General features: G+C 67.8%; 17 protein-coding genes. 12 read left to right on the top strand and 5 right to left on the bottom strand.

Going from position 1 to position 20,120, the window contains the following annotated elements:
- Positions 1-2: 2 nt before the first annotated feature.
- The 4 genes from paaE to QAR72_RS09895 are packed head-to-tail and all read left to right on the top strand — an operon-like array spanning position 3 to position 4,515.
- On the top strand, positions 3-1,079 hold the full coding sequence (gene paaE, locus QAR72_RS09910; RefSeq protein ID WP_304617213.1) for a 1,2-phenylacetyl-CoA epoxidase subunit PaaE: 1,077 nt from the start codon (positions 3-5) through the stop codon (positions 1,077-1,079).
- Positions 1,069-1,818: a Phenylacetic acid catabolic protein gene (locus tag QAR72_RS09905; RefSeq protein ID WP_304617212.1), complete on the top strand. Its 750-nt coding sequence runs from the start codon at positions 1,069-1,071 to the stop codon at positions 1,816-1,818. Before paaE ends, QAR72_RS09905 begins: the two co-directional genes overlap by 11 nt.
- 31 nt (positions 1,819-1,849) lie before the next feature.
- Entirely contained in the window at positions 1,850-3,904 is a 2,055-nt protein-coding gene (paaZ, locus tag QAR72_RS09900) for a phenylacetic acid degradation bifunctional protein PaaZ (RefSeq protein WP_304617231.1), read from the top strand.
- Positions 3,901-4,515, top strand: a complete 615-nt coding sequence (locus QAR72_RS09895; RefSeq protein ID WP_304617211.1) for an acyltransferase — start codon at positions 3,901-3,903, stop codon at positions 4,513-4,515. The genes paaZ and QAR72_RS09895 overlap by 4 nt, the downstream gene beginning before the upstream one ends.
- Here QAR72_RS09895 and QAR72_RS09890 read toward each other — a convergent pair.
- The 4 genes from QAR72_RS09890 to paaG all read right to left on the bottom strand — a co-directional run bounded on the left by QAR72_RS09890 (position 4,499) and on the right by paaG (position 7,766).
- A complete protein-coding gene (locus QAR72_RS09890; protein WP_304617210.1) occupies positions 4,499-5,098 on the bottom strand; it encodes a TetR/AcrR family transcriptional regulator in 600 nt (199 codons plus the stop codon). The genes QAR72_RS09895 and QAR72_RS09890 overlap by 17 nt on opposite strands.
- A 108-nt stretch (positions 5,099-5,206) precedes the next feature.
- The gene (gene paaK / locus QAR72_RS09885) at positions 5,207-6,517 is read right to left on the bottom strand and encodes a phenylacetate--CoA ligase PaaK (RefSeq protein ID WP_304617209.1); all 1,311 of its coding nucleotides are present in this window, start codon (positions 6,515-6,517) and stop codon (positions 5,207-5,209) included.
- A 33-nt stretch (positions 6,518-6,550) separates the two neighbouring features.
- Positions 6,551-6,976, bottom strand: coding sequence for a hydroxyphenylacetyl-CoA thioesterase PaaI (paaI, locus tag QAR72_RS09880; protein ID WP_304617208.1), 426 nt, complete (start codon positions 6,974-6,976; stop codon positions 6,551-6,553).
- Position 6,977: 1 nt separating this feature from the next.
- Positions 6,978-7,766: a 2-(1,2-epoxy-1,2-dihydrophenyl)acetyl-CoA isomerase PaaG gene (gene paaG, locus QAR72_RS09875; protein WP_304617207.1), complete on the bottom strand. Its 789-nt coding sequence runs from the start codon at positions 7,764-7,766 to the stop codon at positions 6,978-6,980.
- Positions 7,767-7,916: 150 nt separating this feature from the next.
- Here paaG and paaN point away from each other — a divergent pair, with 150 nt between their 5' ends.
- Genes paaN through QAR72_RS09840 form a run of 7 tightly spaced genes read left to right on the top strand, consistent with a single transcriptional unit; the run spans position 7,917 to position 15,981 of the window.
- Entirely contained in the window at positions 7,917-9,530 is a 1,614-nt protein-coding gene (gene paaN / locus QAR72_RS09870; RefSeq protein WP_304617206.1) for a phenylacetic acid degradation protein PaaN, read from the top strand.
- A gap of 24 nt (positions 9,531-9,554) precedes the next feature.
- Positions 9,555-10,691, top strand: a complete 1,137-nt coding sequence (locus QAR72_RS09865; RefSeq protein ID WP_304617205.1) for an ABC transporter substrate-binding protein — start codon at positions 9,555-9,557, stop codon at positions 10,689-10,691.
- 52 nt (positions 10,692-10,743) lie between these two features.
- The gene (locus QAR72_RS09860) at positions 10,744-11,616 is read left to right on the top strand and encodes a branched-chain amino acid ABC transporter permease (protein ID WP_304617204.1); all 873 of its coding nucleotides are present in this window, start codon (positions 10,744-10,746) and stop codon (positions 11,614-11,616) included.
- Positions 11,617-11,618: 2 nt separating this feature from the next.
- On the top strand, positions 11,619-12,575 hold the full coding sequence (locus QAR72_RS09855; protein WP_304617203.1) for a branched-chain amino acid ABC transporter permease: 957 nt from the start codon (positions 11,619-11,621) through the stop codon (positions 12,573-12,575).
- Complete coding sequence (locus QAR72_RS09850) at positions 12,572-13,354, top strand: ABC transporter ATP-binding protein (RefSeq protein ID WP_304617202.1); 783 nt, start codon at positions 12,572-12,574, stop codon at positions 13,352-13,354. The genes QAR72_RS09855 and QAR72_RS09850 overlap by 4 nt, the downstream gene beginning before the upstream one ends.
- Entirely contained in the window at positions 13,341-14,042 is a 702-nt protein-coding gene (locus tag QAR72_RS09845) for an ABC transporter ATP-binding protein (protein ID WP_304617201.1), read from the top strand. Before QAR72_RS09850 ends, QAR72_RS09845 begins: the two co-directional genes overlap by 14 nt.
- 1 nt (position 14,043) lies before the next feature.
- Positions 14,044-15,981: a 3-hydroxyacyl-CoA dehydrogenase NAD-binding domain-containing protein gene (locus QAR72_RS09840; RefSeq protein WP_304617200.1), complete on the top strand. Its 1,938-nt coding sequence runs from the start codon at positions 14,044-14,046 to the stop codon at positions 15,979-15,981.
- Here the strand turns inward: QAR72_RS09840 and QAR72_RS09835 are convergent.
- Positions 15,978-16,415 (bottom strand): Lrp/AsnC family transcriptional regulator, encoded by a 438-nt coding sequence (locus tag QAR72_RS09835; RefSeq protein ID WP_304617199.1) that lies wholly within the window; start codon positions 16,413-16,415, stop codon positions 15,978-15,980. The two genes, QAR72_RS09840 and QAR72_RS09835, sit on opposite strands and share 4 nt — an antisense overlap.
- A 125-nt stretch (positions 16,416-16,540) precedes the next feature.
- Between QAR72_RS09835 and QAR72_RS09830 the strand changes: the two genes are divergently transcribed.
- Positions 16,541-19,960 carry an indolepyruvate ferredoxin oxidoreductase family protein gene (locus QAR72_RS09830; protein ID WP_304617198.1) on the top strand — a complete coding sequence of 1,140 codons (3,420 nt, stop codon included), beginning with the start codon at positions 16,541-16,543 and terminating at the stop codon, positions 19,958-19,960.
- Positions 19,961-20,120 lie beyond the last annotated feature (160 nt).

Below are 20,120 nucleotides of genomic sequence, written 5' to 3'. Positions count from 1 at the left end.
CAATGGCACGCTTCCATCCCCTGACAGTGACCGAGGTGCGGCGCGAGACGCGTGACGCGGTGGTCGTGACGCTGGCGCCCCGCCCCGAGGACCGCGCGCTGTTCGACTTCACCCAAGGCCAGTATCTGACCTTCCGCCGCGATTTCGACGGCGAGGAATTGCGCCGCAGCTATTCGATCTGCGCGGGCCTCGACGAGGGCTGCCTGCGGGTGGGCATCAAGCGCGTCGAGGGCGGCGCGTTTTCGACCTGGGCCAACGAGAACCTCGCGCCCGGCGACCTGATCGAGGCGATGCCGCCGATGGGCCGGTTCTTCACCGCGCTGGATGCCGACACCGCGCGGCATTATCTGGGCTTTGCGGGCGGGTCGGGCATCACGCCGCTTCTGTCGATCATCAAGACGGTCCTGGCGCGCGAGCCCGGGTCGCGGTTCACGCTGGTCTATGCCAATCGCCAGATCAACACGATCATGTTCCGCGAAGAGCTTGAGGATCTGAAGAACCTCTATCTGGGCCGCTTGTCGGTGATCCATGTGCTGGAGCAGGAGGGGCAGGAGATCGACCTGTTCACGGGCCGCATCGACGCTGAGAAGATGGCGCAGCTGTTCCGCATCTGGATCGACCCGAAATCCGTGGATACGGCCTTCATCTGCGGCCCCGAGCCGATGATGCTGGCCATCGCCGCATCCCTGCGCGAGCACGGGCTGAGCGACGAGCAGATCAAGTTTGAATTGTTCGCCAGCAGCCAGCCGGGCCGCGCCAAGGCCCGCGCGGTGTCCGCCAGCGCGATCCCCGAAGGCGAAGGCGTGCAGGCCACGATCACGCTGGACGGCACGACGCGCGCGCTGAGCCTGCCGCGTTCGGGGCAGACGATCCTCGATGCCGCATTGGCCGCCGACATGGACGCGCCCTATTCCTGCAAGGCCGGTGTCTGCTCGACCTGCCGCTGCAAGGTGCTGGAGGGCGAGGTCGAGATGGCCGTGAACCACGCGCTGGAGGATTACGAGGTCCGGGCGGGCTATGTGCTGTCCTGCCAGGCCTTCCCGCTCAGCCCGAAAGTGGTGGTCAGCTATGACGAGTGACGTGATGCAGGTCGAGGATTACCTGGCCCAAGGCGGCGTCCTGACCGCGCCCGGCAATGTGCCCGCGCGCTATCGGGGCGAATTGCTGCGCCTGATGGGGTCCTTCGTGGACAGCCAGCTTGCGGCCTCGGCCGGGTTCGCGGGCGCGATCAACTGGGCGCCCGGCATCAAGGAACGCATCGCAGCCAGCCGGATCACGCTGGAAAAGGCCGATCACGCGGAACGCGTGCTGGCCGTGATGGGCGATTTCGGCACCGACACCGCCCGTTATCAGCGCCAGCATGACTGGGCCGCGCGCGTCGCCCGCGATGCCGATCTGGGGCCCGCGCGCCAGTCGGGCGACATGCGGCTGTCGGTCTTTCACTATCCGCTGTCCGGCTGGACCGATGCGGTGGTGATGAACGTCCTGCAAGGTCTGGCGACGGGCGTGCAGATGACCGAACTGACGCGCCTCTCCTACGCCCCGCTGGCCGAGACCTTCCGCGAGATCGCCCCGCGCGAGGCGCGTCATGCCGCGCTTGGCCTTGAAGGTCTGGCGCGTCTGGCCGGGACGGATGCCGCTGGTGCGCGCGCCAGCATCGCCTATTGGACGCCGCGCGTGGCGGCGGGCTTTGGCCTGTCGGACTCGGCGCGGTTCGCGATGCTGGCGCAGATGGGCTTGCGGCGGCGCGACAATGACGCGCTGCGCGCCGAATGGCAGGCGCTGCTGGCCGAAAAGCTGGCCGAATGCGGCCTGTGAGACGACACGGAATAAGGACAAGACCATGAGCATGACAGCCCTCCGCCGCCTGGAAAGCCTGATCGGCGGCCGCTGGATCCGGGGCGACCGCGAGGGTCAGCCCCTTCTGGACGCGGCGACCGGCGAATTGGTGGCCCATATCGATGCGACGGGTCTGGACATGGCCCATGCACTGGATTGGGGCCGCCGCACGGGCGGGCCGGCCCTGCGGGCGATGTCGTTTCACGACCGCGCCGCGATGCTCAAGGCGCTTGGCCTTGCGCTGATGGCGCGCAAGGAAGAGTTCTACGCCGAAAGCTACCGCACCGGGGCGACCCGCGCCGATGGCTGGGTGGATATCGAGGGCGGCATCGGCACGATGCTGACGTTCGCCTCGAAGGGGCGGCGCGAATTGCCCAATACGCGGGTGCTGACCGATGGCGATGTCGAGCCTCTGTCCAAGGATCACAGCTTTTCCGCCCAGCACATCCTGTCGCCGCTGCATGGCGTGGCAATCCATATCAACGCTTACAACTTCCCCGTCTGGGGGATGCTGGAAAAGATCGCGCCCGCGCTGCTGGCGGGCATGCCCTGCATCGTCAAGCCCGCCTCGCAGACCGCCTATCTGACCGAAACAGTCGTCCGCGCGATCCATGCGACCGGCATCCTGCCCGAGGGCGCGCTGCAGCTGATCTGCGGCTCGGTCGGGGATCTGCTGGATCATGTCACCGGGCAGGATGTCGTGACCTTCACGGGTTCGGCCTGGACGGGGCGCAAGCTGCGGACGCACAAGGCCATCGTCGAGCACTCGACCCGGTTCACGATGGAGGCCGACAGCCTGAACGCCTCGATCCTGGGGCCGGATGCGGGACCGGGGACGCCCGAATTCGACCTGTTCGTGCGCGAGGTCGCGCGCGAGATGACGACGAAAGCCGGGCAGAAATGCACCGCGATCCGCCGCGTGATGGTGCCCGCCGCCCATATCGACGCCGTGCAGGACGCGCTTGCCGCGCGTCTGGCCGGCGCGACGCTTGGCCTGCCCGCCGCCGAGGGCACGCGGATGGGGCCGCTGGCCAGCCGCGATCAGCGCGACGAGGTCCGCGCCCGCATCCGCGAATTGCAGGCCGTGGCGCGTATCGTGGCGGGCGATCCCGAGGCGGTGCCCGCAGGGCTGGAGGAGGGGGCCTATCTGGCGCCCGTCCTGCTGCGCGCCGACGATCCGTCGAACGCCGCGGCGGTCCATGATTGCGAGGCTTTCGGCCCCGTCGCCACGCTGCTGCCCTATGAGGGCACGGAACAGGCCGTGGTGCTGGCGGCGTTGGGCAAGGGGTCGCTGGTCTCGTCGCTGTTCACCAATGATCCGGCAGTGGCGCAGGAGGTCGTGCTGGGCCTTGCCCCCTTCCACGGGCGGGTGCTGATCGGGAACCGGGCCTCGGCCAAATCCTCGACCGGGCATGGCTCGCCGCTGGCGGCGCTGGTCCATGGCGGTCCGGGCCGTGCAGGCGGCGGCGAGGAGCTGGGCGGCATGCGCGCAGTCAAGCACTACATGCAGCGCACCGCCGTTCAGGGCGCGCCGACGCTGCTGTCGGCCGTGACCGGACGCTGGTCCGAAGGGGCTGAGGCGCGGTCGGGCGTCCATCCCTTCCGCAAGTCGCTGGCCGAGCTGCGTATCGGCGACCAGCTTGTCACCGCCGCCCGCGAGGTCACGCAGGAAGATGTCGAACATTTTGCCCATTTCACCGGCGACACGTTCTACGCCCATATGGACAGCGAGGCCGCCCGCGCGAACCCGTTCTTTGACGACCGCGTGGCGCATGGCTATCTGATCGCCAGTTTCGCGGCGGGGCTGTTCGTCGATCCGGCGCCGGGTCCGGTTCTGGCGAATTACGGCGTGGACAACATGCGCTTCCTCGCGCCCGTCTATTTCGGCGACACGCTGCAGGTCCGCCTGACCTGCAAGGAGATCAACCCCCGCGCCAATGCCGAACATGGCGAGGTGCGTTGGGATTGCCAGGTGACGAAACAGGACGGGACGGTGGCTGCGCAGTATGACGTGCTAACCATGGTGGCCAAGAGCTGGGGCCAGCAGGCGCAGGCGGCGGAATGAGCCTCTGGTCCTGGGACGGCATCCGGCCCGCGATCGACCCGGCGGCCTTCGTGCATCCGGATGCGACGGTGATCGGCGACGTGATCGTGGGGGCGGGGGTTTATGTCGGCCCCGGCGCCGTCCTTCGCGGCGATTTCGGGCGGATCGTGCTTGAGGCGGGCTGCAACGTGCAGGAAACCTGCGTGGTCCATTCCTTCCCCGGCAAGGATGTTGTGGTGGAGGCGGGCGGCCATGTGGGCCACGGCGCGGTCCTGCATGGCTGCCGGGTGGGGCGCAACGCGATGATCGGCATGAATGCCGTGGTGATGGACGAGGCCGAGATCGGCGCCAATGCCATCGTCGCGGCGATGGCCTTCGTCAAGGCGGGTGCTCAGATCCCGGCGGACGCGCTGGCGGTCGGATCGCCAGCCAAGGTCGTGCGGATGCTGACCGAGGCCGAGATCGACTGGAAGACGCGCGGCACCGCGATCTATCAGCGCCTTGCGCTGGAGGCGCGGGACCGCATGGCGCCCACCACCGCGCTGGACGCGCCCGAGCCTGACCGCAGGCGCGCCGAGGCGCCGGAATACGACCCGCTGCTGGTGGAGCGGCGCCTCAGCGCACCGACTTGATGCCTTCAAGGATCAGGGTGGTGGCCACGTCGGCATAATCCTCGCGCGAGATGCGGCCGCCATCCTTGAACCACATGTAGACCCAGTTCATCATGCCGAAGAGCGACATGGTGACCGGCATCAGAAGCGGCCTTTCGCGGTTGTTCAGGCCGGGATTGATCTGGTCCAGCACCAGCGAGAAGCGCCGCACGATGGCGCGTTCCAGCGCCGTGATCGCGGCCTTCTGATCGTCCGACAGCGCGGCCGTGGCGTTCAGCTGGACCTTGTGCTGGTTGTCCGCGCCCCGGTAATTTTCCAGCACGGCGCCCACAAGCCGCCGCAACCGCTGATCGGGCGGCAGGGCCGGATCGTCGGCCTCGTCGATCGAGGCGTCCAGCTCTTCCAGATGGGTGGTGATGATCGCGAAGATCAGCGCGTCCTTGCTGGGATAATAGTGGTAGAGCAGTGCCTTCGAGACCTGCGCGCGGGCCGCGACCTGCGCCATCGAGGCCTTTTCCATGCCCTGCTCGGCGAAGACCTCGGCGGCTTTGTCGAGGATGACGCGTTGTTTCTCTTCGAAATCTTGTGCGCGTGTTCGGGCCATGATGGTCAGCGTCCTCAAGGATCGTCGCAGAAGAAAGGGGGCGGTCGGCCCCCTTTGCGGATTTAGCCTGTGGTCGGGGCGGTGTCATCCGCCCCGGTTGCCTGCGGTTCAGGCCTTCGGTCGGTTGTCCAGAACGCGCTTGGCCTTGCCTTCGGAACGGGCAATCGCGTTCGGGTCGCGGATCTCGATCCGGGTCGAAACGCCGACCACCGACTTGATGTGATGGGCCAGTTCCTTGGCGGACTTGGCGCGGGCATCCTCGGTCGCCATGTCCGGTGTGCATTCGACATGGACAATCATGTTGTCCATGCGGCCGGCGCGCGTCAGCTCGATCTGGAAATGCGGGGCAAGCCCTTGGCATTTCAGGATCTGCTCCTCGATCTGGGTCGGGAAGACGTTCACGCCGCGCAGGATGATCATGTCGTCGCTGCGGCCGGTGATCTTCTCGATCCGGCGCATCGACCGCGCGGTGCCGGGCAGAAGTCGCGTCAGGTCGCGTGTGCGGTAGCGCACCATCGGCAGACCTTCCTTGGTCAGCGTGGTGAAGACCAGCTCGCCCATCTGGCCGTCGGGCAGCACCTCGCCCGTCACCGGGTCGATGATCTCGGGGTAGAAGTGATCCTCCCAGATGTGCAGCCCGTCCTTGGTCTCGACGCATTCCTGCGCGACGCCCGGTCCCATCACCTCGGACAGGCCGTAGATGTCCACGGCCTGCATGTTGAAGGCCTGCTCGATTTCCTCGCGCATGGCGTTGGTCCACGGCTCGGCGCCGAAGATGCCGACCTCGAGGCTGCTTTCGCGCGGATCGAGGCCCTGGCGGCGGAACTCGTCCAGGATCGACAGCATGTAGCTGGGCGTGACCATGATGATGCGGGGCTTGAAGTCGTCGATCAGCGTGACCTGCCGTTCGGTCATCCCGCCCGAGATCGGCACGACCGTGCAGCCCAGCCGCTCGGCCCCGTAATGCGCGCCAAGCCCGCCGGTGAACAGGCCGTAGCCATAGGCGTTGTGCAGGATGTCGCCGGGCCGCCCGCCCGCCGCGCGGATCGAGCGCGCGATCAGGTTCGCCCAATTGTCGATGTCGCTGGCGGTGTAGCCCACCACGGTCGGCTTTCCGGTCGTACCGGACGAGCCGTGGATGCGGACCAGCTTCTCGCGCGGGACGGCGAACATCCCGAAGGGGTAGGTGTCGCGCAGGTCCTGCTTCACCGTAAAGGGAAACTTGGCGATGTCGGCCAGCGTCTTCAGGTCTTCGGGATGCACGCCATGCGCGTCAAAGCGCGCGCGGTAGAAATCCGAATTGTCGTAGCAATGCTTCAGCGACCGCTTCATGCGGTGGAATTGCAGCGCCTCGATCTCGTCGCGCGAGGCGATCTCGATCGGGTCGAGGCTGTCTTTCGGCGGGGTCAGATGTTCCAAGATGTCCTCCCTCGGAGAGAATGGCGGCGGGCGTCAATTGCCCAGCAGGCGGCCCTTGACGGTGCGGGAATGCCCGCGGAATTCGGCGATATGGGTGCCGTTCTGGTTGGTCACGGTCACGTCGTAGAGACCGCTGCGCGTCTGGCGTGCGCGTTCGGTCGCGGTGGCGGTCAGCCGGTCACCGGCGAAGGCCGGGGCCAGATAGGTGATCGAGGCCTGCTGCCCCACAGTGCGCTGGTCATGCGTGTTGCAGGCAAAGGCAAAGGCGCTGTCGGCCAGCGCGAAGATGTAGCCGCCATGGGCCGTGCCGTGGCCGTTCACCATCGCGGGCGTGATCTCCATGCTCAGGACCGCCGCGCCGGGGCCGACGCTGTCCAGCACCATGCCAAGGCGCTGCGTGGCCAGATCCTCGGCCCACATCGCATCGGCGCAGGCGCGGGCCATGTGTTGATCGTTCATCTCATTCCCCCCGGAACACGGCCGGACGCTTTTCGAGGAAGGCGGTCACGCCCTCGGCGTAATCGCGGCTGCGGCCGGCCTCGCGCTGGCAATCGCGCTCCATGTCGAGCTGTTCGTCAAGGCTGTTCGTGGCCGCGGCCTGGATCAGGCGCTTGGTGAGGCCCAGGCCGCGCGTGGGGCCCGAGGCCAGCGACAGGGCCAGTGCGCGGGCCTGATCCATCAGCGCGTCATCGGCAACGGCCTGCCAGATCAGCCCCCAATCGGCGGCCTGCTGGGCGCTGACGGGTTGGGCGGTCAAGGCGAGGGCCTTGGCGCGCGGCTCGCCCAGAATGCGGGTCAGGGACCAGCTGCCGCCCGCATCGGGGACCAGCCCGATCTTGGCGAAGGCCTGGATGAAACGCGCGGATTGCGCCGCCAGCACGATATCGCAGGCCAGCGCGATATTCGCGCCCGCGCCCGCCGCGACCCCGTTCACCGCGCAGATCACCGGCTTTTCGAGGCTGCGAATCAGCCGCAGCGTGGGGTTGTAGAACGTCTCCAGCGTGGCGCCCAGATCGGGGGCCGGACCGCCCTTGCGCGGATCGCGGTCGCCCAGATCTTGACCGGCCGAAAAGCCGCGCCCCGTGCCAGTCAGCAGCACGGCGCGCACCTCCGCGTCGTCATGCGCGCGCTGGAAACCCGCGCGCAGGGCCAGATGCATCGCCTCGTTGAACGAGTTCAGCTTGTCGGGCCGGTTCAAGGTCAGCGTCAGAACGCCATCGGCCAGATCGACCAGAACGGTGTCGGTCATTGTGATTCCCCCCTTCGACCGGGGTTTCGGCGCAATATCCGAAAAGGTTCCCGGCTGTCTGAAAAAACTTGTTGCATAGACCGACCGGTCGGTCAATGATAATCGCCATGTCGAGAGGACGGCCGGTTCGGGCCGCGACAGGAGGGGATGATGACCGGTTTCTTTGATCGCCACGAGGCGCTTCTGACCGATGCACAGGCTGCCCTGGCCACGCGTGGGTATTGGGCGCCGTTCCAGGAAATCCCCAGTGAAAAACACTATGGCGAAGGGTCTCGCGCAGCCGGAGAGGCTGCGTTCGATGCGCTGAAGGGTCGGCCCTTCGACCTGCCGGGCCACCCCGAATCGCACCGCCTGGGGGACGAGGAATCGCCCTTTGGCGGGGCGCTTGGCGTGACCTATCCGGCCGCCGCGCCTGCGGCGCTGATCGAGGCTTCGCGTGCGGCCGCCCTGTCTCTGGCTGCTGCCAGCCCCAAGGCACGGGTTGGCGCCCTGATCGAGGCGCTGGTGCGGCTGAACGCGCAATCCTTCCTGATCGCCCATGCGACCCAGCACACGACCGGGCAGGCCTTTGCGATGGCCTTTCAGGCAGGCGGCCCCCATGCGCAGGACCGCGCGCTGGAGGCCGTGACCCTGGCTTGGCAGGAAATGACCCGCTTTCCTGACCGCGCGGTCTGGGAAAAGCCGCAGGGCAAGGCCGCGCCGGTGCGGCTGGAAAAGCACTGGACGCTGGTGCCTCTGGGCGTGGCGCTGACCATCGGCTGCAACACGTTCCCGACGTGGAACGGCTATCCGGGCCTGTTCGCCAGCCTTGCCACCGGCAACCCGGTCATCGTCAAGCCGCATCCGCGTGCGATCTTGCCCTTGGCGGTCTCGGTCCGCATTCTCCGCGAGGTCTTTGCCGAGGCCGGCCTGCCCGCCGACGCGATCCTGCTGGCCGTGGACACGCCCGACGCGCCGATCACGCAGGCGTTGGCGACCGATCCCGCAGTGAGGATCATCGATTACACGGGCGGGCAGGAATTCGGTCGCTGGCTGCGCGAGAATGCGCGTCAGGCCCGGCTGTTCACCGAAGAGGCAGGCGTAAACACAGTCACCATTCTGGGTGCGACCGATTTCGCGGGGATGTGCGACAACCTCGCCTTTTCGCTGGCGCTCTATTCGGGGCAGATGTGCACCTCGCCTCAGACGATCCTGATCCCCGAGGGCGGGATCGACACCGATCAGGGTGCCATGACGCCCGATCAGGTCGCGCAAGGCATCTCGGACGCGATGGATCGGCTGCTGGCCGATCCGGCCCGCGCGGGGGGCGTGCTGGGCGCCATCGCCAACCCCGCCACCCGCGCCCGGCTGGAGGATGCCCGCGCGAAGGGCCGCGCCATCCGCGACGGCCTGCCCCTGCTGCTGGCCGATGCGGGCGCGCTGGCCGAAAGCGAATGTTTCGGACCCGTGGCCTTTGTCGTCCGGACCGCCGACGCCGATGCCGCCATCGCGCAGGCGACCCGGCTGGCGCGCGAGAAGGGCGCGATCACCGCCGCGCTTTACGACAATGACGAGGACCGCATCGCGCGGGCCCTTCCGCCCTATGCGGCGGCGGGCGTGAACCTGTCGATCAACCTGACGGGCAACATCTTCGTCAACCAATCCGCCGCCTTCAGTGACTTTCACGTCACCGGCGTGAACCCCGCGGGCAATGCCTGCCTGACCGACCCTGCCTTTGTCTCACCGCGCTTTGCCCGCGCGATGTGGCGCCGCCAGATCACCTGACACCATCTTCGGGAGGAGACCCAGATGAAGACCACCACCGCCCTGGCCACGCTGATGGCGCTTGGCCTGACCACCCCTGCCTTGGCCGAGATCCGCATCGGCGCCAGCATCTCGGCCACCGGCCCGGCCGCCTTTCTGGGCGACCCGCAGGTCAAGACGCTGGAAATGCTGGTCGAAGAGCTGAACGCCAATGGCGGCATCGACGGCGAGACCGTGCGCCTGATCCATTACGATGACGGTGGCGACCCGAACAAGGCGCGCACCTTCGCCACCCGCCTGATCGAGGATGACGAGGTCGTGGCGATCATCGGCGGCACCACCACCGGCGCCACGATGTCGATCCTGTCGGTCGCCGAGGATGCGGAAATCCCCTTCATCTCGCTGGCGGGCGCCATCGAGATCATCGACCCGGTGCGTCCCTTCACCTTCAAGACGCCGCATACCGACCGCATGGCCTGCCAGAAGATCTTCGAGGACATCCAAGCGCGGGGCTTCACCAATGTCGCCATGATCTCGGGGACGGACGGGTTCGGCGCCTCTATGCAGGCCCAATGCAAGGAGGTGATCGGCGATTACGGCCTGACGCTGGTGGCGGACGAAAGCTACAACCCCACCGATGCGGACATGACCGCGCAGCTGACCAAGATCCGCAACACGGCAGGCGTCGAGGCGCTGGTGAACCCCGGCTTCGGCCAGGGCCCGTCCATCGTGACGCGCAACTACGCGCAGCTTGGCCTGGAGATCCCGTTCTACCAGTCGCATGGCGTGGCCTCGAACGGGTTCATCGATCTCGCGGGCGCGGATGCGGCCGAGGGCGTGCGCCTGCCCGGCACTGCGCTGCTTGTGGCCGACATCCTGCCCGACGATGACGCGCAGAAAGAGATCGCGCTGGCCTACAAGACCGCCTTTGAGGACAAGACCGGCACCCCGGTCAGCACCTTCGGCGGCTATGCCCATGACGCCTTCCTGATCCTGACCGACGCGATCGGCCGCGCGGGTTCCGCCGAGCCGCAGGCGATCCGCGACGCGATCGAGGCGACCGAGGGTCTGGTCGGCACGACCGGCACCTACACGTTCAGCCCCGAGGATCACCTTGGTCTGGACCTGAGCGCGTTCCGGATGCTGGAAATCCAGAACGGCACCTGGACGCTGGTCGAGTGATGCCCCGGCCCCGGCCACGCGCCGGGGCCGCCCCTCAAGCCCCGAGGTTCACATGTCGGAACTGCTGCAATTCCTGTTTTCAGGGGTGACGGTCGGCGCGGTCTATGCGCTGGTCGCCCTTGGCTTCACCATCATCTACAACGCCTCTGACGTCGTGAACTTCGCTCAGGGCGAATTCGTCATGCTGGGCGGCATGATCACCTTCGCTGCCCATGCCGCTGGCCTGCCGCTGCCGCTGGCCGCCATTTCGGCCATCGTGCTGACCGCGGCGCTTGGCGTCGGAATGAACAAGCTGGCCATCGAGCCCGCCCGCGGCGCGCCGGTCGTGTCGCTGATCATCATCACCATCGGGGCCTCGATCTTCATCCAGGGCGCGGCGCAGATCATCTTCGGCAAGCAGATCCATTCCTACCCGGCCTTTTCCGGCGACACGCCGATCGGGGTCGCGGGCGCGACGATCCTGCCGCAAAGCCTGTGGGTCATCGGCGGCGCGGTCGCGGTCTTCATCGCGCTGTGGCTGTTCTTCACGCGCACGCTTCTGGGGCGCGCGGTGCTGGCCACGTCGAACAACCGGCTGGCCGCCCAGCTTGTCGGCATCAACACCAATTTCGTGATGACCCTGTCCTTTGCCCTGTCGGCAGGGATCGGCGCGCTGGCCGGGGTGCTGGCCACGCCCATCACGCTGACGGCCTACAATGTCGGCATCGCCTTCGCCCTGAAGGGTTTCGCGGGCGCGATGCTGGGGGGCATGGGCAATCCCAAGGGCGCGCTGGTCGGCGGCTTCGCCATCGGCCTGATCGAGGCGCTGACGGCGGGCTACCTGTCCTCGACCTACAAGGACGCGGCGGCCTTCGTCGTGATCCTGGCGGTTCTGTTCTTCATGCCGCAGGGCCTTTTCGGCCGCAAATCCACGGATCGGGTGTGACCATGAGGCTCTCCGCAAAATCCGCGACGCTGATCGTCCTTCTGGCGCTGGTCGCGCTGTCGCCGCTGCTGTTTCCGTCGAACTTCTACTATCGCGTGGGCGCGCTGATCTTCGTGAACGCCATTGCCGTCACGGGCATTGTGATCCTGACGGGCTATGCCGGTCAGGTCAGCCTGGGCCATGCGGGCTTTGCCGGGATCGGCGCCTATGCCTGCGCGCTGGCGCCGGTGCATTGGGGCATCCATCCCGGTCTGGCGCTGTTTCTGGGCGCAGGCATCTCGGGCGTCTTGGCCTATCTGGTGGGCCGCCCGATCCTGCGGCTGCACGGCTATTATCTGGGCGTCGCCACGCTTGGCTTCGGCATTCTCGTCGCGATGATCCTGACGAACGAACGCGCGCTGACGCGCGGTCCCGACGGGATCGACGTGCCCGATCTGGGCCTGCGCGGCCTTCTGGGCGATCTGGGCCTGTCGCTGTCGAACGGCCAGTTCTGGTATTTCTTCACCGGGCTCTGCATGATCGTCGGCGCCTGGATCGCGCTGAACCTGCATGACAGCCCCACCGGCCGGGCGCTGCGCGCGCTGCACGGATCAGAGGTCGCGGCGCGCACCGTCGGCATCGACGTGGCGCAGCTGAAGCTGCGGGCCTTCGTCATCTCGGCCGTCTATGCCTCGGTCTCGGGTTCGCTGCTGGCCTTGCAGAACCGGTTCGTGACGCCCGACGTCGCGGGCTTCATGCACTCGATCGAGATGGTGACGATGGCGGTTCTGGGCGGCGTCGGGTCCGTCCTCGGCGCGATCTTCGGCGCGGCGATCCTGACGCTGCTGCCGCAGGTGCTGACGGTATTCGCCGAATACGAACACATGGTTCTGGGTCTGGTGATGATCCTCGTGATGATCTTCCTGCGCGAGGGGCTTCTGCCCTCGATCCTCAAGAAACTGCGGGGCAAGGACGAATGAGCGCGCTTCTTTCCATCGAGGGACTGGGCATCGGCTTCGGCGGCATCCGTGCCGTCAACGATGTCAGCTTTTCGGTCCGCCCGGGCGAGATCCTGTCGGTGATCGGCCCCAACGGGGCGGGCAAGACCACGTTGTTCAACATGATCTCGGGCGTCTATCGTCCGGATGCGGGCCGGGTCGTGCTGGACGGCGAGGACGTGACCGCGATCGAGCCGCATCTGCTGGCCCGCCGCGGCCTGTCGCGCACCTTCCAGAACCTGCAGATCTTCCAGTCGATGACGGTTCTGGACAATGCCGTCGCAGGCTATCACCTGCGCGAAAGCGGCTCGGTCCTGGCGGATCTGTTCTCGCTGCCTGCCTCGCGGCGCCGGGCGCGCGAGGCACGAGAGGGCGCGCGCGCGCTTCTGGCGCGCGTCGGTCTGGAACGCGCCGCCGAACGCGAGGCCGGGAACCTGTCCTATGGCGCGCTGAAGCGGCTGGAGATCGCGCGGGCCCTGGCGCTGAACCCCAAGGTGCTGCTGCTGGACGAACCCGCCGCGGGCTGCAACGCCGTCGAGACCGAGGAGATCGACCACCTGATCGCCGAGGTCGCCAAATCGGGCGTCGCGATCCTGCTGGTCGAGCATGACATGAAGATGGTCATGCGCATCTCGAACCACATCGTCGTGCTGGATCATGGCGAAAAGATCGCCGAGGGCGATCCCGCCACGGTCAGCCAAAACCCGGCGGTGATCGCCGCCTATCTGGGGACCGAGGAGGCTGCCCATGCTGACGGTTGAGGGGCTGCGGTCGCGCTATGGCCGCATCGAGGTGCTGCACGGCATCGACCTGCAGGTGAACAGCGGCGAGATCGTCACCGTGGTCGGCGCGAACGGCGCGGGCAAGACGACGCTTCTGCGCTGCCTGTCGGGGGTCCAGCCGGTCTCGGGCGGGACGGTCACGTTCCGGGGCGACCAGATCACGACGCTGGCGGCGTGGAGACGCCCTGCGCGGGGGCTGACCCAATCGCCCGAGGGGCGGCAGATCTTCACCAACCTGTCGGTCGAGGAGAACCTGCGCCTTGGCGCCTACGGCTTCGCCGATGACCGCGTGGACCGCGACATGGAGGATGCCTTCCAGATGTTCCCGATCCTGCGCGAGAAACGGAACCTTTCGGCCGGGGGGCTGTCTGGCGGTCAGCAGCAGATGCTGGCCATGGCGCGGGCGCTGATGGGCCGGCCGTCCTGCCTGCTTCTGGACGAGCCGTCGATGGGTCTGGCGCCGATCATCGTGTCGCAGATCTTCGACACGGTGCGCGGGTTGAAGGATCTGGGCGTCACCGTGCTGCTGGTCGAACAGAACGCCTTTGGCGCGCTGAAGATCGCCGACCGGGGCTATGTGATGGAAACCGGGCGCATCATCATGGAGGGTGCGGCCGAGACGCTGATCGCCGATCCGCGCATCCGCGAAGCCTATCTGGGGATCTGACATGGCACTGACCCGCATCGACCGCGATGGCGAGATCGCCGTCATCACCATCGACAACCCCCCCGTGAACGCCCTGTCGCAGGCGCTGCGGCAGGAATTGTGGGACGCGGTCGCCACGCTGGACGCCGATCCTTCGGTGGCTGCCGTCGTGCTGGCCTGCGCGGGGCGCACCTTCGTCGCGGGCGCGGATGTGACCGAATTCGGCAAGCCCCCTCAGCCGCCGCATCTGCCCGATCTGGTGGACCGAATCGAGGGCGCGGCCAAGCCATGGATCGCCGCGACCCATGGCAGCGCCTTGGGCGGCGGGTTCGAGATCGCGATGGGCTGCCGCTTTCGCGTGGCGGCGCGCGCGGCCTCGGTCGGGCTGCCCGAGGTGACGCTTGGCGTCGTGCCGGGCGCCTCGGGAACCGTGCGGACCCCGCGTCTGGCCGGGCTTCAGGCGGCCGTGGCGATGGTCACGACCGGCAAGCCCGTGCGCGCCCCCGCCGCTTTGTCGATGGGCCTGGTCGACGCGCTGGCCGATGATCTGTTGTCCGAGGCCGTGGCCTTTGCCCGCGACGCGCTGTCCCGCCCATTGCCCGCGCCCGTCTCGGCCCGAGCCATCGCGCCGGTCGAGGACGGGTTCTGGACCGAAGCCGAGGCCGCGACCCGCAAGGCCGCCAAGGGCGCCGAGGCCCCCTTGCGTGCGCTGGCCTGCCTGCGTCGCGCCGCCGAGGCGCCCTTTGCCGAGGCGATGGCCTTTGAGCGGCAGACCTTTCTCGACCTGCGCGGATCGGATCAGGCGGCGGCCCTGCGCCACGTCTTCTTCGCCGAACGCGCAGCCCCCCGTCCAGCGCGGTTGCGCGACGTGACCCCCCGCAAGCTGGCGCATGTCGGCGTGATCGGCGGCGGCACGATGGGGGCGGGGATCCTGGCCGCCTGTCAGGATGCGGGCCTGGCCGTCACTTTGATCGAACGCGACGACGAGACGCTGGCGCGCGGTCTCGGCAATCTGCGCGCGATCCTTGATGGGTCGGTCTCGCGCGGGCGGCTGACGGCCGAAGCCGCCTCGGCCCGGTTGGAGGCGCTGACTGCCAGCACCGACTACGCCGCCGTCGGCGCCTGCGATCTGGTCATCGAGGCCGTGTTCGAGCAGATCGACGTCAAGCGCGCGGTCTTCGACGCGCTTGGCCGCCATGCGCGCCCGGACGCGGTGCTGGCGACAAACACTTCCTATCTGGACCCGCGCGACATCGCCCGTGGCCTGCCGCGCCCGGAACGCTTCATTGGCCTGCATTTCTTCAGTCCGGCCAATGTGATGCGCCTGCTCGAGATCGTGCCGATCCCTGATACCGCGCCCGATGTGCTGGCGACCGGCTTTGATCTGGCGCGCCGTCTGGGCAAGATCCCGGTCCAGTCGGGCATCTGCGACGGCTTCATCGGCAACCGCATCCTGAAGCGCTACCGCGCCGAGGCCGAGGCCCTGCTGCGCGAGGGGGTGCCCATCGCCGCCGTCGATGCGGCGATGCGCGCGCATGGCATGGCGATGGGCCCGTTCGAGGCGCAGGATCTGGGCGGTCTGGACATCGCCTTCCTGCAGCGCGAGGGCGCGCGCGCGGCCGGGCAGCACATCCCCGAGACGCTTGGCGACATTCTCGTTCGCGCGGGCCGCAAGGGGCAGAAGACCGGCGGCGGCTGGTATGATTACGCGCCCGGTCAGCGCAAGCCGCAGCCATCCGAGGCCGTGGCCGCCCTGCTGTCGCCGCATCTGGCGCCCGATCCGGGCCTTGGCCCCGACGTCATCGCCGGGCGGCTGGTGGGGGCCATGGCCGCCGAAGGACAGGCGATCCTTGATGAAGGCATCGCCGCCAGCGCCTCCGATATCGACCTGGTCAAGATCCACGGCTACGGCTATCCGCGCTGGCGCGGCGGGCCGATGTTCCAGCAGTCGCGCGGCTAATCCTTGATGGTCTTGAGGATCAGATAGGTCTGCGCGCCCTTTACCGCCGGAAGCGACAGCAGGTGGTCGTCCAGAAAGCGGTTATAGGCGTGCAGGTCGCGGCAGGTGACGTGCAGGTGGTAATCGGCGTTGCCGGTCGTCGCATAGCAGGCGCGCACGGCGGGGGTCGTGCGCGTCATGCGGATGAAATCGCTGACCAGATCCTGATCGTGGCGGACAAGGTTCACATGGACGATGGCCTTGAAGCTGTCGCCCAGAGCCTCGTCATCCAGATCGATCGTATAGCGGCGGATCGCGCCGGATTCCTCCAGCGCGCGGACGCGGCGCCAGCAGCTTGACGGCGACAGCCCGACCTTTTCGGCCAGCGCCGCGTTCGGGATGCGGCTGTCGCGGCGCAGCTCGGCCAGGATTCGGGCGGTGATCTCGTCTGACATGGCATTCCGTCGGATGGCGTGATCCTGACAGGATAATTCGTTTCCGGCACGAAGCGCCAGTGATCTGGTCAGTTTCATCGGTGCTGATGGGCTAGACTGTTCCCATGGCAGGGGAGGGCCACGACATGACGCAGCATCAATCCCGTTTCGACAGCTACCGGCTGGAGGATCGCTACGACCGTCAGACGGGCCGCGTCTTTCTGACCGGCACGCAGGCCCTGGTGCGGATCATGCTGGATCAGGCGCGGCGCGACCGGGCGCGGGGCTGGAACACGGCAGGCCTTGTCTCGGGCTATCGCGGATCCCCGCTTGGCGGGCTGGATCTCGAGATGTGGCGCCAGAAGGCCCGTGTCGCCGAGGCCGGGATCGAGTTCCTGCCCGCCGTGAACGAGGATCTGGGCGCGACCGCGATCCTGGGGGCGCAGCAGGCGGTTCTGGACCCGGCTTGCCGGGTCGAGGGCGTGTTCTCGATGTGGTATGGCAAGGGGCCGGGCGTGGACCGCTCGGGCGACGCGCTGAAGCACGGCAACGCCTATGGATCGTCGCCCAAGGGCGGCGTCCTGGTCGTGGCGGGCGACGATCACGGCTGCGTCTCGTCCTCGATGCCGCATCAATCCGATGTGGCCTTCATGGCGTGGTTCATGCCGGTCCTGAACCCGGCCTCGGTCGGGGAATATCTGTCATTCGGGGAATACGGGATCGCGCTGTCGCGGTTCTCGGGAACCTGGGTCGGATTCAAGGCGATCTCGGAGACGGTCGAATCGGGGCAATCGGTGGACCTGCCCGAGGATCGCGCCTTCGTGCAGCCCGATTTCACCGGCCCGCAGGGTGGCATCCATGTGCGCCTGTCGGACCTGCCCAGCCCCGAGATCGAAACCCGCATCGGCCACAAGCTGCGCGCCGTCGAGGCCTTTGTCGAGGCGAACCCCATCGACCGCCGCATCTATGACATCCCGGATGCGCGCTTCGGCATCGTGACCACCGGCAAGGGCCATCTGGACACGATGGAGGCGCTGCGCCTTCTGGGTCTGGACGAGGCCGCCTGCCGCCGCCTTGGCATCGACATCTACAAGGTCGGCATGGTCTGGCCGCTGGCGCGCCGTGATGCGCTGGCCTTCGTGACCGGCAAGGACGAGGTGCTGGTCATCGAGGAGAAGCGCGGCATCATCGAAAGCCAGTTCAAGGAATATTTTTACGACTGGCCCGGCGCCAAGCCCCGCAAGATGGTCGGCAAGCACCGCGCGGCGGGCGATCCGCTGCTGCCCTGGACCGGGGAACTCAGCCCCCTGATGCTGGTGCCGGTGCTGGCCGAGCGCCTGTCGCGGTTCTTCCCCGACGAGGGGCTTGAGGCCAGCGCCCGCGCGCTGACCGAGACGCCCGCGCCGGTCCTGTCGGTGCCGGGCGCGACGCGCACGCCCTATTTCTGTTCGGGCTGCCCGCATAACACATCGACCAAGGTCCCTGAAGGCAGCCAGGCTGCCAGCGGCATCGGCTGCCATGTCATGGCCGGCTGGATGGACCGCCAGACTCTGGGCTATGCCCAGATGGGCGGCGAGGGTGTGCCCATCGCGGTGGCGCAGCGCTGGAACGGCGGGCGGCACATGTTCCAGAATCTGGGAGAGGGGACGTGGTATCATTCGGGCTCGCTGGCGATCCGGCAGGCCATCGCGGCGGGCGCGAACATCACCTACAAGATCCTCTACAACGACGCGGTGGCGATGACCGGCGGCCAGCCGGTGGACGGGCCGGTCAGCGTGCAGGCCATCGCGCAGGCCTGTCGGGCCGAAGGCGTGACGCGCATCGCGCTGGTCAGCGACAACCCGCAGGCCTTCGATCTGCGGGACTTCCCGAAGGGCACCACGCTGGACCATCGCGACCGGCTGGACGCGATCCAGCGCGAATTGCGCGATATTCCCGGCGTTACGGTGCTGATCTACGAACAGACCTGCGCGACCGAAAAGCGCCGCCGCCGCAAGCGCGGCAAGGCCGAGGACCCCGCGCGCTTTGCCTTCATCAACGAGGCCGTCTGCGAGGGATGCGGCGATTGCTCGGTCGCCTCGAACTGCCTGTCGGTCGAGCCGGTCGAGACGCCGCTTGGCCGCAAGCGGCGGATCAACCTGTCGTCGTGCAACAAGGATTTCTCCTGCCTCGACGGGTTCTGCCCCAGCTTCGTCACGATCGAGGGCGGACGCCGCCGCAAGGCCGCGCCGGTGGGGCTGGACATCGCTTCCCTGCGCGCGGATCTGCCCGCGCCGCAGGTCCCGGCGCTGGACCGGCCCTATGACCTGCTGGTTGCGGGCGTCGGCGGGACCGGCGTCGTGACCGTCGGCGCGCTGATCACCATGGCCGCCCATCTGGAGGGGCGGGGTGCCAGCGTCCTGGACTTCACCGGTTTTGCGCAGAAATTCGGCACCGTCCTGGGCTATGTGCGGCTGGCCCCCCGCCCCGGAGACATCCATCAGGTGCGCATCGAACGCGGCCATGCTGATGCGGTGATCGGCTGCGATGCGGTGGTCTGTTCATCGCCCAAGGCCAGCATTCATTACCGTCGCGGCACGCGCGTTGTGCTGAACCGCGCGCCCATGCCGACCGGAGATCTGGTGCTGAACCGCGATGCCGACCTGAAGATCCCCGAACGCGAGGACCTGATCGCCCGCACCGTGGGCGAGGGCAATGTCACCGCCGAGGATTTCAACCGCGCCGCCGAGCGGCTGATGGGCGATGCCGTCTATGCCAACATCATGGCCTTGGGCGCGGCCTGGCAGCTTGGCCTTGTCCCGGTCAGCGAGGTCGCGCTGAAACAGGCGATCCTGCTGAACGGCGTCGCGGTCGAGAAGAATGCGACCGCCTTTGATCTGGGCCGGGTTCTGGCGGCCACGCCCTCGGCACTGGCGGGCGCCTTGGCCGATCCGGCCCCGCAGGCGCCGCGCGCTGCGGACGAGATCATCGCCCACCGCATGTCGCTTCTGACCGATTATCAGGATGCCGCCTATGCGCGCCGCTATGCGGACCGGCTGGCCGCCCTGCGCTCCGCGCTGCCCCCGGACAGCGAGGAGCTGATGCGCGCCGCTGCCACACAGCTTTACCGCCTGATGGCATGGAAGGACGAATACGAGGTTGCGCGCTTGCATTCCGACCCGGCCTTTGCCGCCCGCATCGCCGCCGAGTTCGAGGGCGACTACACGATCCGTCATCATCTGGCGCCGCCCCTGCTGCCCTCGGGGCGCGACGGGCGGGGCCGCAAGCGCAAGACGTCGTTCGGCCCGTGGCTGCGTCCTGTCCTGCGCGGTCTTGCGCGGATCAAGGGTCTGCGCGGCACGCTGCTGGACCCTTTCGCGCATAGCGAGGACCGCAAGCTGGACCGCGACCTGCTGGCCTGGTTCGAGGGCCTGATCGAGCGCGTCGCCCGTGACCATGCCCGGATCGGGACCGGCAAGGCGCTGGCGATCCTGTCGGCCCCGGACGGGATCCGGGGCTACGGGCCGGTTCGGCACGAGGCGGCCCTGCGCGTCATGGCCGAGGTCGAGGCGCTTCTGGCCGAGTGATCAGGCAACCGGGTCGCGGGCGGCATGGTGGCCACGCCTGCAGTGAATTTGCGCGCCCCCCTTGCGCGGGCGCGGCGCTGTCGCCATCTTGCGGCGCAGCGGACCGGGCCCCTCTGGCAACATGTCGTTGCGATGTCGGACCGCATCGAGCGTGCTCGGT

Origin of the sequence: Paracoccus sp. (in: a-proteobacteria) (genome assembly GCF_030604785.1) — a bacterium.
Taxonomy (GTDB): Bacteria; Pseudomonadota; Alphaproteobacteria; order Rhodobacterales; family Rhodobacteraceae; genus Paracoccus.
This window is presented reverse-complemented; position numbering and strand designations above follow the sequence as displayed.